Here is a 19,232-nt window from a genome sequence, read left to right on the forward strand (position 1 = left end):
GCGCGCCCGTCCGGGCTCGTCCGGCCCGGTCCGAGCACGTGCCGAGCCGGCCGCGCTGACGGCGTACCGGTCCGGCCGCGGCCCGGGTCGCCCGACGGCGCTCCGGTCCGGCCGCGGCCCGAGTCGCCTGCCGGCGTGCCGGATCGGCACCGTCCGGACGTCGGAAAGGCCCGCCCACGGCGCGCCGGACCGGCACCGTCCGACTGCACGCCGGACAGGCAGCCGCCCTACGGCGCGCCGGACCGGAACCGGTCCCACCGCGCACCGGACGGAGGCCGCTCCGGCACTGCGCCGGATGGACGTCGTTCCGGCCGCACGCCGGACGGTCGTCGTTCCGGCCGCGCGCCGGACGGTCGTCGTTCCGGCCGCGCGCCGGATGGAGGCCGTTCCGGTACCGGCGTGGCACCGGCTCGGTCCGATCGCGCCCCGCACCCGCCCCGTACGCAAGGACCCCGCACCGCTCGGTGTGCCCACGGGCAGCCCGAGCACGGTGCGCCGGGTCCGTGCGCCGCCCCCGCCCGAAGGACTGCACCCCGATGACGGACCCGCACGCCCAGCGCCCCGCCCCGCCCGTCCCCCCGGCGCCCGGCACCGTACCGCCGGACCCCGTCCGCGACGCCACCCGTCACGTCCCGCTCGGCGAGCTGTTCACCCGCTGGGTGACGCACGACCCGGACGCCCCCGCGGTGACCGACGGCCGGAGCACCTGGTCGTACGGGGAACTCGCCCGGCGGGCCGGCCGGCTCGCCGCGCACCTCGTCGCGAGCGGCGCCGGACCGGAGCGGACGGTGGCCCTGGTCCTGCCGCGCTCGATGGAGCTGATCGCCGCCGAGCTGGCCGTGGCCCTCAGCGGGGCGGCCTTCCTCCCCGTGGACCCCGACTACCCGGCCGAACGACGGGCGTTGATGCTCGCCGACGCCGCGCCGGCCGTCGTGCTGGACGACCCGGACCGGGTCCGCGCGCTGATGGAGGGCGAGGAGCGGGAGACGGACCCGGTCCCGAGCCGGACCCTGCCCGATCACGCGGCGTACGTCATCTTCACCTCCGGCTCCACCGGCACTCCCAAGGGCGTCACCGTCACCCACCGCGGCATCGCCGGTTTCGCCGCGGCGGCCGCCGAACGCTACGCCGTCGGTCCGGGCGACCGGGTGCTGCAGTTCTCCTCGCCCAGCTTCGACGCCTCCGTGCTGGAGCTGTGCGTCTCCGTGCTGTCCGGCGCCCTGCTGGTGATCCCGCCGCACGGACCCTGGCTGGGCGACGAACTCGCCACCGTCCTGGACGCACACCGCATCAGCCACGCCCTCATACCGCCGGCCGCGCTCGCCACGCTGCCCAACCCGGCGGACCTCGGAGGCCTGCCGTCGCTGCGCACCCTGATCGTCGGGGCCGAGGCGTGCCCGGCCGCACTCGTCGACCGGTGGGCACCCGGCCGTCGCATGATCAACTCCTACGGGCCGACCGAGGCCACCATCGTCACCACCTGGACCGGACCGCTGAGCGCCGGCACCGGGACACCCCCGATCGGCGGCCCGCTGCCCGGCACCGAGGCGCACGTCCTGGACGCGGCGCTGCGCCCGGTGCCGCCCGGCAGCGAGGGCGAGCTGTACGTGGGCGGCGACGGACTGGCCCGCGGCTACCTCGGCCGCCCCGGTCTGACCGCGACCCGGTTCGTCGCCCACCCCTCCGGGCCGCCCGGCGCCCGGCTCTACCGCACCGGCGACCGGGTGCGCCGACGCCCCGACGGCGAGCTGGAGTTCCTCGGCCGGGCCGACCGCCAGATCAAGGTACGCGGCTTCCGCATCGAGCCCGGCGAGATCGAAGCCGCCCTCATCCGCGACCCGGAGGTCCGCGAGGCCGTCGTCGTGGTCCGCGACGAGGAACCCGCCCGCGGCCGGCTCGTCGGCTACGTCACCCCCGCCGACCCCGCGCGCAGACCCGAACCGGCCCGGCTGCGCGCCGCCCTCACCGCAGCCCTGCCGGCCCACATGGTGCCCTCCGCCGTGGTCGTGCTGGACGCGCTGCCCCTCACCCCACAGCACAAGATCGACCTGCGGGCGCTGCCCGCCCCCGGCGGCGCGCAGGCCGGGCGGCACGTCGCACCGCGCACCGACGACGAACGCACCCTGGCCGCCATCTGGGCCGACGTCCTCGGCGTCGGCACCGTCGGCGTCACCGACGACTTCTTCGACCTGGGCGGCGACTCGATCCTCGCCGCCCGCACCCTGACCCGCATCCGGGAGGCGTTCGGCGCCCGGCTCACCCTGCGCGACGTGTTCACCGCGCGGACCGTCGCCGCGCTCGCCCCGCTCACCGCCGATCCGTCCGCCGCCGCACCGCCCGAGCCGATCCCGACCGCCCCGCGCACGCAGCCCGTCCCGCTGTCCAGCGCCCAGCGGCGCCTGTGGTTCCTCGACGACCTCGCCGACGGCGGCACCGAGTACAACACCGGTGTGGCGCTGCGGCTGCGCGGCCCCCTCGACACGCCGGCGCTCGAACGCGCTTTGCACCGGCTCGCGGCCCGCCACGACTCCCTGCGCACCACCTTCGCCACCGTCGACGGACAGGGCGTCCAGCTCGTCGCCGCGGAGGCGGACCTGCCGCTGCGCACCACCGACGTCGGGCACGTGCCCGACGACCGGCGGGACCGGGCCGTCGAGCGGCTGCTGACCGAGGAACTGCGCCGGCCCCACGACCTGACGACCGGACCCCTGACCCGGGCGCTGCTCATCCGCCGGGCACCCGAGGACCACGTGCTGCTGCTGGCCCAGCACCACATCGTCACCGACGGCTGGTCCGTCGGCGTCCTCACCCGGGACCTGGCCGCGCTCTACCGCGCGGAGGCCACCGGCGAACCCGACGGCCTGCCCCGGCCGGACGTGCAGTACCCCGACTTCGCGCTGTGGGAGCGCCGGCGGCACACCTCCGGCGCCCACGCCGACGACCTCGCCTACTGGAAGCGCCACCTCGCCGGCCTCCAGCAGCTCGACCTGCCCACCGACCGGCCGCGCCCCGCGGTGCGCACCACCGCGGGCGCGGCGCACCGCCAGGACATCCCGCGCCACCTGGTGGACCGGCTGCGGCAGCTCGCCGCGGGCCGCGACACCACCGTCTTCACCGTGTTCGCCGCGGCGGCGGCCGTGCTGTTCGCCCGCTACTCAGGGCAGCGGGACGTGGCGTTCGGCACCGTCACCAACGGGCGGGACCGCCGCGAACTGGAGGACGTGACGGGCTTCTTCGCCAACACCGTCGTGCTGCGCGGCGAGGTCGACGACACCGTCACGGTGGACCGGTTCGTGCAGACCGTGCGCGCGACCGTGCTGGACGCGTTCGCCCACGACGGCGTGCCCTTCGACCGGGTGGTCGAGGAACTCGCCCCGCCGAGAGACCCCAGCCGCACCCCGCTGGTGCAGGCGCTCGTGGTCCAGCAGGCGGCGCCCGCCCGGCCTCCGGCCGCCGCCGGGCTGCGCATCGACGACCATCCGTTGCCCCGCCCGGCCGCCCGCTTCGACCTCGTGCTGGAGTTCGCGCCGCGAGCCGACGGCGGCCACGAGCTGACGGTCGAGTACAACACCGACCTGTTCGAGGCGACGACCGTGGCCCGGATGGCCCGGCAACTGCGCCACCTGCTCGAAGGCATGGCGGACGGCCCGCAGCGGACGCTGGCCGACCTGCCGCTGCTCTCCGGCGACGAGCGGCGTCTGCTCCTCGACTCCTGGAACCCGCCCGCAGTGGCCGGGCACGAAACCGGCGACCCCACGCTCCCCGCGCTCTTCGAGGAGCAGGTGGCCCGCACCCCCGACCGGACCGCCGTGACCTGCGGCGGGACCCGGCTGGACTACGCCGGGCTGAACCGGCGCACCAACCGTCTCGCCCGGCTGCTCGCGGCACGCGGCGCCGGCCCGGAGTCCCTGGTGGCGCTGTGCCTGCCGCGCACCGCCGGCCTGCTGCCGGTGCTGTGGGGCGTCCTGAAGTCGGGCGCCGGATACCTGCCCGTCGACCCCGGCTACCCGGCCGAACGCATCCGCTTCATGCTCGCCGACGCGGCCCCCGCCCTCGTCCTCGCCACCCGGGAGACGGCGCACGCGCTCCCCGTGGACTGCGAGCCGCTGCTGCTGGAGGACGTGGCGCCCTTCCTGGCCGACGACACGGACCCGGCCCGAGCCGACACCGACGACACGGGCCCGGCAGCAGCCGACACCGACGGCCCGGACCTGATCGACGCCGGCGCGGTCGACGATGACGCCGACGCCGCCGATCTCACCGACGCCGACCGGACGGCGCCCCTCCAGCCGTCTCACCCCGCCTACGTGATCTACACGTCCGGTTCCACCGGCCGCCCCAAGGGCGTGGTCGTCACCCACGGCAGCGTGGCCGCGCTGGCCGCCTGGGCGGGGGAGACGTTCGGTGCGCGCGGGTTCTCCCACGTCGTCGCCTCCACCTCCCTCAACTTCGACGTGTCCGTCTTCGAGCTGCTGTGCCCCCTGCTGGCCGGCGGCAGCGTCGAGGTCGTCGCCGACCTCACCGCCCTCGCCGACCCCACCGTCCCGGACGGCGGCTCCCGGCCGCGCCGGGCCGGACTGGTCAGCGGCGTGCCCTCCGCGCTGTCCCGGCTGCTGGGCGACGGCGCCGTCACGGCGGACACCGTCGTCCTGGCCGGCGAGGCCCTGCCCGCCCGGACCGTCCGCGCCATCAAGGACGTCATGCCCGCGGCCGAGGTGGCGAACATCTACGGCCCCACCGAGGCCACCGTCTACGCCACCGCCTGGTTCTCCGGCGGTACCGTCCCCGAGCAGGCCCCGCCCATCGGCCGGCCCGTCGCCCGCACCCGCGCCTACGTCCTGGACCGGCTGTTGCGCCCTCAGCCGCCGGGCGTCACCGGCGAGTTGTACCTGGGCGGCGGCGGACTCGCGCGGGGCTACCTGCACCGCCCCGGCCTGACCGCGGCCCGCTTCGTCGCCGACCCGTTCGGCGCCCCCGGGGACCGCATGTACCGCACGGGCGACCTGGTCCGCTGGAGCGCCGACGGCCGGCTCGAGTACCTCGGCCGCGTCGACCAGCAGGTCAAGGTGCGCGGCTTCCGCATCGAACTCGGCGAGGTCGAGGAGGCCCTGCGCGGGTGCGCGGGTGTCGCCGAGGCCGCCGCCACCGTCCGCGACGCCGACGGCCACCGCCGCCTCGCCGGGTACGTCGTCCCCGCTGCGGGGGCCCGGGTGGAGTCCGAGGCCGTACGCCGCGAACTCGGGCGCACCCTGCCCGACTACATGGTCCCCTCGGCCGTCGTGGTGCTGCCCGCCCTGCCGCTCAACCCCAACGGCAAGCTGGACCGCGGCCGGCTTCCCGACCCGGCGCCGGCCGAACCCGCCGCACGCCACGTCGCGCCCCGCACCCCCACCGAACGGACGCTCGCCGCCATCTGGGCCTCGGTCCTGCACGTGGAGCGGGTCGGCGCGGACGACAACTTCTTCGCGCTCGGCGGCGACTCCATCCTCGGCATCCAGGTCGTGGCACAGGCCCGTCAGGCGGGCCTGACGATCAGCTCCCGGGACCTCTACCGGCACCAGACGCTCGCCGCCCTGGCCCGCCGCGCCGACGAGACGGGCAGCCACGGGAGCGCCGCCCCGGCCGCCCCCGTCGAGGCCACCGGCACCGCGCCGCTGACCCCCATCCAGCACTGGCTCCTCGGCAGCGCGGCCGAGCGGGCCGGGCACTTCGCCCAGACGCTCTCGGTGGAACTGCCCGCCGACGTCGACGCGAGCGCGCTCCAGGCCGCCCTCGACGACGTGGTCGCCCACCACGACGCGCTGCGCTCCCGCTTCCTCGCCGACGGCACGGGCGCACGGTGGCTGATCGACGGCCCGGCCGTGCGCTGCCGCCTGGTCCGCCACACCGGCCCGGACACCGACACCCCGCACCTCGGCCCGTACGACCTGGGCCGCGGGCCGCTGCTGCGCGCCGTCCTGCACGAGCGGGGCGACGCGAAGCCGCCCGTCCTGCACCTGTCCGTCCACCACCTCGTCGTGGACGGAGTGTCCTGGCGCCTGCTCCTCGAAGACCTCGAACGCGCCTATCGCGCCCGGTGCGAGGGCCGGGACGGCGCGGCCGCGCTGCCCGCCAAGTCCTCCCCGCTGCGGCAGTGGGCCGAGCGTCTGGCCGCGCACACCGCCGACGGCGGCTTCGACGACGAGAAGGCGTACTGGAGCGGGCAGGTCGAAGGCGCCCGGGCCGCTCTGCCGGCGGACCTGGAGGGCACCGACACCTACGCCTCACAGCGCTCGGTCACGGTGCGGATCGGCCCCGAGGACACGCGGCTGCTGCTGCGGACCCTGCCCGAGACGTACCGCACCCGGGCCAACGACGTCCTGCTCGCCGCCCTCGGCCGGGTGCTGTGCGGCTGGAGCGGACACGACCGGGTGCTGGTGGACGTCGAAGGGCACGGCCGGGAGGACCTCTTCACCGACGTCGACACCAGCCGGACCGTCGGCTGGTTCACCACCCGCCACCCCGTGGCCCTGGCCGTCCCGCCCGAGGCGGACTGGGACAGCGTGCTCAAACAGGTCAAGGAACACCTGCGCGCCGTGCCCCGGCACGGCATCGGCCACGGCGCCCTGACCCTGCCGGGCCGCGACGGGGCGCCCCTCCCGGCGACCAGTGCGCAGATCAGCTTCAACTACCTCGGCCGGTTCGGCCTGTCCGGGACCCCCGAGGGCCTCTACCGCGGGCTGGTCCGCCCCTTGGAGCTGGACGCCGACCCCGCTTCGAGGCGTCCGCACCACCTGGAGGTCGTGGGGCGGCTGGACGGCGACAGCCTGGAGTTCACCTGGTTCTACTCGGACCAGGTGCACCGGCCCGAGACCGTCGCCGGACTCGCGGAACGCCACGCCGACGCGCTGTCCGGTCTCGCCCGGCACGCCGCCCGGCCCGGCGCCGCCGGACGCACCCCCTCCGACTTCCCCCTGGCCCGGCTCGACCAGACCCACGTCGACCGCATCACGGGAGACCACCCCGCCGATGTGGAGGACGTCCACCCCCTCACGCCCACCCAGGCCGGCATGCTCTTCCACCGGCTCTCCCAGGACGACCGCGGCGTGTACTTCCAGCAGCTGACGTTCGTCCTGGACGGCGTACCCGACCCGGCGGTGCTCGCGGACGCCTGGCAGCGGGTCACCGACCGCACGCCCGTGCTGCGCTCGCGGGTGGTGTGGCAGGACGTGCCCGAGCCGCTGCTCGTGGTGCAGCACCGGGCGGCCGTGCCCGTGGAACGGCCCGACTGGCGCGGCCTGACCGCCGACGACCAGGAGCAGCGGCTGCGCGACCTGCTCGACCGCGACCGCGCCCGGGGCGTCGACCTGACCCGCGCACCGCTCCAGCGCCTGGTACTGGCCCGGGTCTCCGACCGCGCGGTCCGCGTCGTGTGGTCCTTCGACCACCTGATCCTGGACGGCTGGAGCCTGTTCCAGGTCCTCTCCGACGTCTTCGCCTGCCACGCGGGCCTGACCGGCGGCGCGCAGGCGCCCCTGCCCGAGCGCCGTCCCTTCCGTGACTTCGTCGCCTGGCTGCGTGAACGCGCCGACGGGACCGAGGGCGAACGGCACTGGAGGACCCGCCTGAACGGCCTGGCCGAGACCACCGCGCTGCCCTTCGACCGCGAGCCCCGCGAGAACCACCGCGCGGAGTCCACGGCGGCGGTCCGCGTCACCCTGCCCACGGCCGTCACGGAAGCGCTGCGGGACGTGGCCAGGACGGCGGGCCTCACGATGAGCACCCTCGTCCAGGGCGCCTGGGCGGTGCTGATGAGCCGTCAGGCGGGCCGCGACGAAGTGGTCTTCGGCACCACCGTCTCCGGACGGCCGCCCGAGCTGCCCGGAGCCGACGCCATCACGGGCCTGTTCATCACCACCCTGCCCACCCGTGTGAGAGTGCCGCGCGACCAGCCGCTGCTCACCTGGCTGGCCCGCTTCCAGCAGGAGCAGAGCGAGGACCGGCGCCACGACCACGTGCCGCTGCACCGGATGACCGCGTACACCGACCTGCCCGAACGGGCCGCGCTCTTCGACAGCATCGTCGTGTTCGAGAACTACCCGGTCGACGACGACCTGGCCGCAGCGCACGGCCTGCGGCTGACCGGCCTGGACGGGATCGAGACCACCAACTACCCGCTCAGCCTGGTCGCCTACCCCGGCACCGAACTCGCCCTGCGCCTCGGCTACGACCCGGATCTCTTCGACGCCGCGACCGTCGAGCGGCTGGCCGAGTACCTCACCGTCGTGCTGGAGGGCTTCGCCGCCACCCCGGGCACCACCCCGGCCCGCCTGTCCCTGCTGACGGCCGACCGCCGCGAACAGGTGCTGCGCACATGGAACGACACCGCCACCGGCGTCCCGGCCGCGACCACCGCGGACCTCTTCGCCGCGCAGGTGCACCGCACGCCCGACGCGGTGGCGCTGCTGGCCGGCGCGGAGCGGCTGACCTACCGCGACCTCGACGCCCGGGCGGCGGCCCTGGCCGGCCGGCTGGCCGCACACGGGGTGCGCCCCGAGACCGCCGTCGGCGTGCTGATGGACCGCTCCGCCGCCCTCGTCGTCGCCCAGCTCGCCCTCGCCCGCCTCGGCGGCGTGTACGTCCCGCTCGACGGCCGCGCGCCCCGGGAACGGCTGCGCACCATGCTCAGCGAGGCCGGCGCCGCACTGCTGCTCACGGACGCCGAGTGGCACGACACGGCCGCCGGCCTCCTCCCCGAAGGACACGTCCTGCGCCCGGACCCGGACACCGACGGCCCGGCCGCCGGCCCCGACGCCGTGCCGCGCGTGCACCCGGACAACGTCCAGTACCTCATGTTCACCTCCGGCTCCACCGGCGCCCCCAAGGGCGTGGCCGTACGGCAGCGGGACGTCGCCGCGCTCGCCCTCGACCGTGCCTTCGCGGGCCACGACCGGGTCCTCGTGCACTCGCCGCACGCCTTCGACGCCTCCACCTACGAGCTGTGGGTGCCGTTGCTGCGCGGCGGCACGGCCGTCCTCGCCCCGCCGGGCGACCTGGACGCCGTCGCCGTCCGCCGCGCGATCACCGAACAGGGCGTCAGCTGCCTGTTCCTGACGATCGGCCTGTTCCGGCTGTTCGCCCAGGAGGACCCCGCCTGCCTGCGGGGCGCCCGCGAGGTGTGGACGGGCGGCGAGGCCGTGCCGGGCGCCGCCGTGCGGCGTGTGCTGGACGCCTGCCCCGGGCTCACCGTCGTCGACGTGTACGGCCCGACCGAGACCACCACCTTCGCCACCCGCCACGCCTTCCACGCCGGTGACCCGCTGCCCGCGACCCTCCCCATCGGCCGCCCCCTCGACGACACCCGCGTCTACGTCCTGGACGGCGCGCTCCAGCCGCAACCGCCCGGCGTGCCGGGAGAGCTGTACCTGGCCGGCGCCGGACTGGCCCGCGGCTACGCCGGGCGCCCCGGCGCCACCGCGGCCCGCTACCTGGCCGACCCCTACGGACCGCCCGGCGGGCGGATGTACCGCACCGGCGACATCGTGCGCTGGAGCGCCGACGGCGCGCTGCACTTCGTGGGACGCGCCGACGACCAGATCAAGATCCGCGGCTTCCGCGTCGAGCCCGCCGAGATCGAGGCCCGGCTCACCGCGCACCCGGCGATCGCCGAGGCGGTGGTCTCGGTGTCGCGGCACGAAGGACGCAAACGCCTGGTAGCGCACCTGGTGCCGGCCCCCGGCGCGGCCGTGCCCGAGGCGGCCGGGCTGCGCGACCACGTCGCCGCGGAACTGCCCGACTACATGGTCCCTGCCGCCTTCGTCACCCTGCCCGAACTGCCCCTGACCACCAACGGCAAGGTCGACCGGCGCCGGCTGCCCGACCCCGAGTGGTCGGCCGCGGCCGACACCGCCTACCGCGCGCCGCGCACCGAGGCCGAACGGCTGCTCGCCGGCATCTGGGCCGAGCTGCTGGGCGTGGAACGGGTCGGCCTCGACGACCACTTCTTCATGCTGGGCGGCGACTCGATCGTCAGCATCCAGGTCGTCTCCCGCGCCCGTACCGCCGGGCTCGCGCTGACCCCCAGGGACCTGTTCCGCCACCCCGTGCTCGCCGACCTGGCCGCCGCCTCGGCCGGCGCCGCCGTGACCGTCGCGGGCACCGGGCCGGTGTCCGGGGAGGTCCCGCTCACCCCGATCCAGCACTGGTTCCTCGACGCCGAGCCGCCGCGCCCGGCGTACTTCAACCAGTCGGTGGTCGTCGAGACGCCCCACGACGTCGACCCCGCCGCGCTGCACGCCGCCCTGGCCGCGCTGTGGTCCCACCACGACGCCCTGCGCGCCCGCTTCACCCGCGCGACGGACGGCACCTGGCGCCAGGAGTACGCCGCCGCCGACGACGGCGTGCCGGAGCTGCTGCGGGTGTACGACCTGAGCGGCCAGGACGCGCACGCCGCCGCACAGGCCGAGGCCCGCCTCTCCCACGAGGCGCACACCGGCTTCCGCCTGGACACCGGGCCGCTGCTCGCCGCGCGCCTGTTCACCGGCGACGGCCGGGACCCGCGCCTGCTGCTGACGGCCCACCACCTGATCGTCGACGGCGTCTCCTGGCGCGTCCTGCTGGAGGACCTGGAGACCGCCTACCGGCAGGCCCGGGCCGGCGAGCCGGTCCGGCTGCCGCAGCGCACCACGTCCGTGCGGGAGTGGGTGCGGCGGCTCACCGCGCGCACCGGCGAGGCGGACCTCGCCGCGCAGCGCGCCCACTGGGCCGGCGTGTCACGGCACTGCGCCGAACCGCTGCCGGTGGACCTCGACGGCGGCAACACCGCCGGCGACCTGCGCGCCGTGACCGTACGCCTCGACCGGCGGCGCACCGAGGACCTGCTGCGCAAGGTGCCCGGCGTGTACCGCACCCGGATCGACGACGTCCTGCTGACCGCGCTCGGCCGCGTCCTGGCCGACTGGACCGGCCGCCGCACCGTCGCCGTGGGCCTCGAAGGGCACGGCCGCGAGGACCGGCACTTCGGCGACCTCGACCTGTCCCGCACGGTCGGCTGGTTCACCAGCCTCTTCCCGGTCGCCCTCGACCTGCCCGAAGGGGACTGGGGCGCCGCCCTGAAGGCCGTGAAGGAACAGCTGCGGGCCGTGCCCGAGCGGGGCGTCGGCTACGGCGCCCTGCGCCACCTCGCCGGTGACGAACAGCTCGCCGCCGCGCCGCTGCCCGGCATCAGCTTCAACTACCTGGGCCGGTTCGACTGGTCCGCCGCCGGCGCCGAACTGGTGCGGTCCGTTCCCGGCGGCCTGGACGGCGCGGAGGACCCCGGGGCGCCGCGTCCGCACCTGCTGGACGTGGTGGCCCGCGTGGAGGACGACGAGCTGGAGATCGCCTGGCACTACAGCGCCGGCCGTCACCGCGAGGAGACCGTCGCCTCCCTCGCCGAGGGCATGCTGCGCTGCCTGGAGGAGATCGTCGCGCACTGCGCCGCCCCGCTCGCCGGCGGCCGCACCCCCTCGGACTTCCCGCTGGCCCGGCTCGACCAGGCCGCCGTGGACCGGGTCGTGGGCGACGGCCGCGGCGTGGAGGACGTGTACCCGCTGACGCCGATGCAGGCGGGCATGCTGTTCCACAGCCTCATGGACCCGCAGGGCCGCACCTACGTGAACCAGGTGCAGGTCGTCCTGCACGGCGTCACCGACCCGCACGCCCTCGCCGGGGCGTGGCAGGACACGGCGGACGCCAACGCGATCCTGCGCACCCGCCTGGTGTGGCAGGAGACGGCCGAACCCCTCCAGGTGGTGGAGCGGCGGGCCGCCGTGCCCGTCACCCACCACGACTGGACCGGCTGGAGCGCCGAGCAGTGCGCGCGCGAGACGGAGGCGCTGCTCGACGCGGACCGCGAGGCCGGCATCGACCTCGGCGCGGCCCCGCTGATGCGGCTCGCGCTGATCCGGCTGGCACCGGACCGGGTGCGCATGGTGTGGACGTTCCACCACGTGCTGCTCGACGGCTGGAGCGCGGCCCAGGTCTTCGACGAGGTGTGCGAGAGGTACGCGGCCCGGACCGCCGGCCGCCCCCCGCGGGTGCCCGGCCGTGCCCCCTTCGCCCGCTACCTGGAATGGCTGGCCGCCCAGGACACCGCCCGGGCGGAACGCCACTGGCGCGACACCCTCGCCGGATTCGCCGTGCCCACCGAACTGCCCCGCGACCGGCGCCCGGCCGACGCCCACCGCGCGTCCTCCTCGGGCACGGTGCGGGTGGCCCTCGGGGAGGAGGTGTCGGCCCGGCTGAGGGACACCGCCCAGCGGGCCGGACTGACCGTCAACACGGTGCTCCAGGGCGCGTGGGGCCTGCTGCTGCACCACTACGGCGGCGGCGACGACGTCGTTTTCGGCACGACCGTCTCGGGCCGCCCGGCCGAACTGCCCGGCGTGACCTCCATGGTGGGCCTGTTCATCAACACCCTGCCCACCCGGCTGCGCGTCGACCGGCGGCGCCCCCTGCTGGAGTGGCTGCGCGAGCTGCAGGCCGCCCAGTCGGAAGCGCGGCGCCACGACTTCGTCTCCCTCGCCCAGTTGCAGACGTGGAGCGACGTACCGGGCGGCACCGGCCTGTTCGACAGCATCGTCGTCTTCGAGAACTACCCGTTCGACGCGGGCGCCCTGGCCCGGCACGGACTCGCCGTCGAGCAGGAACGCGACGTCGAGCCGACCAGCTACCCGCTCAGCGTGGTCGTCGCCCCCGGCGACGACGTCACCGTGAGCCTGGACTACGACCCGGCCGTCTTCGACGCGGCCACCGTCGAGGGGATCGGCGCGAGCCTGCGCACGCTCCTGGCGCAATTCGCCGCCGACGCCGACCGCGGCCTGGCCGACTTGGCCCCGCTCGAACCGGCCGACGGGCGCCGCCTGCTGGACCGCCTCGCCGGACCGGGAGCGCACCTGCCGCGCCGCACCCTCCCGGACGCCTTCGCGGACCGGGCCGCCCGCACCCCGGACGCGCCCGCCGTCAGCGCCGGCGACGACCACCTCACGTACCGGCAGCTCGACGAGCGCGCCAACCGGCTCGCCCGCCTGCTGATCGAGGCCGGGGCCGGACCCGAGCGCTTCGTCGCCCTGGCCCTGCCCCGCACCGCCGACCTGATCGTGGCGCTCCTCGCGGTCCTCAAGAGCGGCGCCGGCTACCTGCCCGTCGACCCCGGACACCCGGCGGAGCGCATCGCGTTCCTCTTCGAGGACGTGCGCCCCGACGCGGTGATCACCTGCGCGGAGACCTCCGCACGGCTGCCGGACGGCCCGTACACGCGGATCGCCCTGGACGACCCGTCCTGCGCCGCCCGGCTGGCCGCCGCGTCCGCCGCGCCCGTCGGCGACGGCGAGCGCCGCGCCCGGCTGCTGCCGGACCACCCGGCCTACGTCATCCACACCTCCGGCTCCACCGGCCGGCCCAAGGGCGTCGTCGTCGCGCACGCCTCGGTGGTGGCGCTGACCGACTGGGCCGCCGCCGAGTTCACCGGCCGCGGACTCGCCCACGTGGTGGCGTCCACCTCGCTCAACTTCGACGTGTCGGTGTTCGAGATCTTCTCGCCGCTGCTGGCGGGCGGCCGGGTGGAACTCGTCCGCGACCTGCTGGCCCTCGCCGAGCGGCCCGAACGGTGGCGGGCGGGCCTGCTCAGCGCCGTGCCCTCCGCCCTCGGCCGGCTGCTGGCCGAGGACGCCGTGCACGTCGGCGCCGACACCGTCGTCCTGGCCGGCGAGGCCCTGCCCGCCCGCTCCGTCCAGCAGGTGCGCGCGGCCATCCCCGGTTGCCGCGTGATGAACATCTACGGCCCGACCGAGGCCACCGTCTACGCCACGGCCTTCACCTGCGACCCGGCCGACCCCGACCGGGTCCCGCCCATCGGCCGGCCCGTCGGCGGCGCCCGCGCCTACGTCCTCGACGCCCGTATGCGGCCCGTGCCCGTCGGGGCGCCCGGTGAGCTGTACCTCGCCGGGACCGGTGTGGCCCGCGGCTACCTGAACCGGCCCGGCCTGACCGCCGGGCGCTTCCTCGCCGACCCGTTCGGCCCGCCCGGCAGCCGCATGTACCGCACCGGCGACCTGGTCCGCTGGACCGCCGACGGCGACCTGCTGTACCTGGGCCGCACCGACGACCAGGTCAAGGTGCGCGGCTTCCGTATCGAACTCGGTGAGGTGGAGGCCGCGCTGGCCCGGCACCCGCAGGTCGCCGGGGCCGCGGCGCGCGTCGTGGAACACGACGGCCACAAGCGCCTCGTCGGCTACGCCGTGCCGCGCCCCGGCGGCACCCCGGCACCGGCCGAGCTGCGGGCGTTCCTCGCCCGGACCCTGCCCGACCACCTGGTCCCGGCGGCCGTCGTGCCCCTGGAGCGGCTGCCGCTGGGCGCCACCGGCAAGCTGGACCGGCGGGCGCTGCCGGAACCGGTGTGGTCCGCGGCCGTCACCGCCCAGGACACCCGGCCGCCGCGCACCGCCACCGAACGGGCCCTCGCCGAGATCTGGGCGCAGGTGCTGGGCGTGCCCGAAGTGGGCGCGGCGGACAACTACTTCGCGCTCGGCGGCGACTCCATCCTCGGCATCCAGATCGTCTCCGCTGCCCGCCGGGCCGGACTGACCCTGACGCCCCGGCACCTGTTCCGGTACCAGACGATCGCCGAACTCGCCGCGGCGGTCGACGAGTCCCCGGCCGCCCCGGCGCCCGCCGCGGCCGACCAGGGGCCGGTCGTCGGAGACGTCCCCCTCACGCCCGTTCAGCACTGGCTGTTCGACACCCTCACCGGCGATCCGGCCCGCTTCACCCAGGCGGTCTCCTTCGAGGTGGCACCCGGCACCGACGAGACACTGCTGCGCGGCGCCCTCGCGGCGGTGCTGGAGCAGCACGACGCGCTGCGCATGCGGTACGAGCCCGCCGGTGACGGCCGGTGGCGCCAGCTGGGCACCCCACCCGGCACGGCACCGCACCTGGAGGTGCACCGCGCCCCGCAGGAACCCGCCGCAGTGGCCGCCGCCCTGTGCTCCGGGTTCGACCTGACGGGCGGGCCGTTGCTGAAGGCCGCCCTGTGCCACCGGGACGGCGACCTGCCGCCCGTCCTGCTGCTGGCCGCCCACCACCTCGTCGTCGACGCGGTGTCCTGGCGGGTGCTCCTCGAGGACCTCGACACCGCACACCAGGCGCTGCGCGCCGGCGAGGCCCCCGGCCTGGGCGCGAAGACGACGTCCTTCCGCGACTGGGCCCGGCGCCTGGCCGCGTTCACCGCCGGCGGCGGCTTCGACGACGAGGTCGCCCACTGGAGCGCCCTGCACCCGACCGCCCTGCCCGCCGACCTCCCCGGCGGCAACACCGCCGCAGACGAGGAGACCGTGACGGTGAGCCTCGGCGCCGAGGAGACCGAGCGCCTGCTGAAGGAGGTGCCCGACGCCTACCGCACCCGCGTCAACGACGTCCTGCTGTGCGCGCTCGGCCGGGTCCTCGCCCGCTGGACGGGCCGGGACCGGGTGGTCGTCGCGCTGGAGGGCCACGGCCGCGAGGACCTCTTCGACGGCGTCGACCTGTCCCGCACGGTCGGCTGGTTCACCACCCTCTTCCCCGTCGGCCTCGACGTGCCCCGCGACGCCGGCCTCGGCACCGCGCTGAAGACCGTCAAGGAGAACCTGCGGGCCGTACCGCGCGGGGGAGTGGGCTACGGCGCGCTGCGGCACCTGCACCCGGCGGGACCGGACCTGCCCGACCTGCCGCAGGTGGGCTTCAACTATCTCGGGCAGCAGGACTGGAGCGCCACCGGGGACGGTCTGCTGCGGGCCCCCCACGAGGGCCTGACCGGCGGCATGGACCGCTCGGCGGACCGGCCCCACCTGATCGACGTGCTCGGCCGGGTCACCGACAAGCGGCTCGAGTTCACCTGGTCGTACTCCCGCCAGGTGCACCGGCACGACACCGTCGCCCGCCTCGCCGAGGAGACGGCCGAGGAGCTGCGCCGGATCGTGCGGCACTGCGCCGAGCCCGGCGCGGGCGGCCGCACCCCGTCCGACTTCCCGCTGGCCGCCCTGGACCAGGCCACCGTCGACCGGCTGGCCGGCGACGGGCAGGACGTGACGGACGTCTACCCGCTCACCCCCACCCAGACCGGCATGGTCGTCCACGGCATGGACGAGCCCGGCGAGGGCCTGTACGTCGAGCAGATCACCTTCGTCGCCGACGGGGTCCACGACCCCGCGCTGCTGGCGGACGCCTGGCAGCACGTCGTGGACGCCACGCCCGTGCTGCGCACCGCCGTCGCGCTGACGGGGGTCCCGGCGCCGCTGCAGACCGTGCACCGCCGCGTCCACCTGCCCGTCACCCGGCTGGACTGGAGCGGTCTCGACCCGGCGCGGCGGGAGAGCGCGCTGAAGCGGCTCCTCGACGAGGACCGCGCCCGTGGCATCGACCTGGACCGGCCCCCGCTGCTGCGGGTCACCCTGATCCGGCTCGGCCCCGACGAGGTGCGCGTGGTGTGGACCTTCCACCACGTCCTGCTGGACGGCTGGAGCGTCTTCCACGTCCTGTCGGACGTGCTGCAGGCGCACGCCGCGCTCGCCGCCGGGACCGAGCCGCGGCTGCCGCGGCGGCGGCCCTTCGCGGACTACGCCGCCTGGCTGGCCGGCCGGGACACCGCCGCCGCCGAGGGGCACTGGAAGGCCGCCCTCGCCGGGTACGCCGCACCGACCCCGCTGCCGTACGACCGCAGGCCCGCCCCGGGCGCGCCCGCCCGGTCGGGCACCTGGCTGTCGCAGCGGCTCGACGCGGCCGGCACCGCCCGGCTGACCGACTTCGCGCGCCGCCACCGGCTCACCCTCAACACCCTGGTCCAAGGTGCCTGGGCGCTGATGCTGGCGCGCTCCGGCGGCGAGCGGGACGTGTGCTTCGGCACCACCGTCTCCGGCCGGCCCGCCGACCTGCCGGGCGCGGACACCATCACCGGCCTGTTCATCACCACCCTGCCCGCGCGGGTCACCGTGGACGAGGCCACGCCGTGCAGCGACTGGCTGCGGCAGGTGCAGGCCGCCCGCGCCGAGGACCGGCGCTACGACCACGTGCCGCTGACCGACCTGCACCAGTGGAGCGAACTGCCGCCTGGCACACCCCTGTTCGACAGCCTGCTGGTGTTCGAGAACTACCCGGTGGGCGACGCCACCGCGGGCGCGCACGGCGTACGCGTGCACGGGCTCGACGCCCGGGAGGCCACCAACTACCCGCTCACCGTGGTGATCTCGCCCGGCGACGAGCTGACCGTGGAACTCGGCTACGACCCGCGGTACTTCGAGGAGGCCACGGCCGCGGCCCTGGCCGGCCGGCTGGTGCACGCCCTGACCGCCCTGGCCGCCTCCGACGACGGGACGCCGCTGCACGCGGTGGACGTGCTGCCGCCCACCGAGCGTCACCGGCTGCTGCACGGCCCCGCCCGCCCGCACCTGACGCCCCCGCCCCCGGCGACGCTGCCCACGCTGATCGAGGCCGCCGCCGACCGGTGGCCCGGGCAACTCGCGCTGGAATCAGGGGAGTCGACGCTCACCTTCGCCGAGGCGGAGGTCCGGGCGAACCGGCTGGCACACCGGCTCATCGCGCGCGGGGCGGGGCCCGGCGACCTCGTCGCGCTGGTCCTGCCGCGCTCGGCGGACATGGTCCTCGCCCAGCTCGCCGTGGCCAAGGCGGGCGCCGCGTTCCTCCCGGTGGACCCCGGCTACCCGGCCGAGCGGGTCGCGCTGATGCTGCGCGACGCGAACCCCGCCGTCACCCTGACCGCCGAGGACGTCGCCGGCCTGCTCGCCGCGCCGCCCGACGGCACGCCCGGCCACCGGCCCGCCGACACCGACCGCGTCCGCCCGCTGCACCTCGACGACCCGGCGTACGTCATCTACACCTCCGGCTCCACCGGCACCCCCAAGGGAGTCGTCGTCACCCACCGGGGACTGGCCGCGTTCGCCGCCGCCGAGGCCGCGCACTACCGGGTGAGCGCCGGGGACCGCGTACTGGCCTTCGCCACGCCCAGCTTCGACGCCTCGGTGCTGGAGCTGTGCACGTCCCTGCCGCACGGCGCGGCACTCGTCGTACCGCCGCAGGGTCCGCTGCTCGGCGCCGAACTCGCCCAAGTCCTGCGCGGCGCGCGCATCACCCACACCCTGCTGCCGCCCGCCGCGCTCGCCACCCTCCCGCCGGACACCCCCGGCACCCTGCCCGACCTGCGCACCCTGATCGTCGGCGCGGACGCCTGCCGGGCCGAACTGGTCGCACGGTGGGCACCGCACCACCGCATGGTCAACTCCTACGGGCCCACCGAGGCCACCGTCGTCGCCACCTGGTCCGAACCGCTGGCACCGGACGGCGAGGCACCGCCCATCGGCCGCGCCCTGCCCGCCACCGCCGCCTACGTCCTCGACGCACGCCTGCGGCCCGTCCCCGACGGCGTGCCCGGCGAACTGTGGCTCGCCGGACCGGCCCTGGCCCGCGGTTACCTCGGCCGCCCCGGTCTGACGGCGAGCCGTTTCACCGCCGACCCGTTCGGGCCGCCCGGGTCGCGCATGTACCGCACCGGCGACCTGGTCCGCCGCGACGCCCGCGGCGAACTGCGCTACCTCGGCCGCACCGACCACCAGCTGAAGCTGCGCGGCCACCGCATCGAGGCCGGCGAGGTGGAAGCCACCCTGGTGCGCCACCCGGCGGTACTGGACGCCGTGGTGAGCGTGCGGGAGGACGAACCCGGGCTGCCGCGCCTGGTGGCCCACGTGCTCGTCGCCCCCGGCGCCGAACCGCCCGCCGGCGCGGACCTGCGGGCCTTCGCCGCCCGCACCCTGCCCGGCCCCATGGTGCCCTCGGCGTACGTGGTCATGGACCGCTTCCCGCTGACGGAGAACGGCAAGACCGACCGGGCCGCCCTGCCCGCCCCCGTCCCCGACACGGGGGAGCGGAGCGCCGGGCACATACCGCCCCGCACCCCCACCGAGGAGGCCGTCGCCACCCTGTGGGAGGAGGCCCTGGAGACCACCGTGGGCGCCGAGGACGACTTCTTCGCCCTCGGCGGCGACTCCCTGCGCGCCCTGCTCATCGCCTCCCGCGCCAACGACACCTTCGGCGTGAGCCTCACGCCCCGCGACGTCCTGGTGGGCCGCACCGTCGCCGCCCTGGCGGACCTGGTGGAGGAACAGGTGCTGAGCGAACTCGAAGACGCCGCACGCGGCGACAGCGACCACGAAGAACGGTGAGGACCG

General features: G+C 76.3%; 1 protein-coding gene. It reads left to right on the forward strand.

The genetic code is table 11. The annotated features are described in order from the left end of the window. The first annotated feature begins 536 nt into the window (after positions 1 to 536). On the forward strand, positions 537 to 19,226 hold the full coding sequence (locus ACF07N_RS04845) for a non-ribosomal peptide synthase/polyketide synthase (protein WP_392108390.1): 18,690 nt from the start codon (positions 537 to 539) through the stop codon (positions 19,224 to 19,226). Positions 19,227 to 19,232: the final 6 nt, after the last annotated feature.

Source organism: Streptomyces sp. NPDC015242 (assembly GCF_043079125.1).
GTDB lineage: Bacteria > Actinomycetota > Actinomycetes > Streptomycetales > Streptomycetaceae > Streptomyces.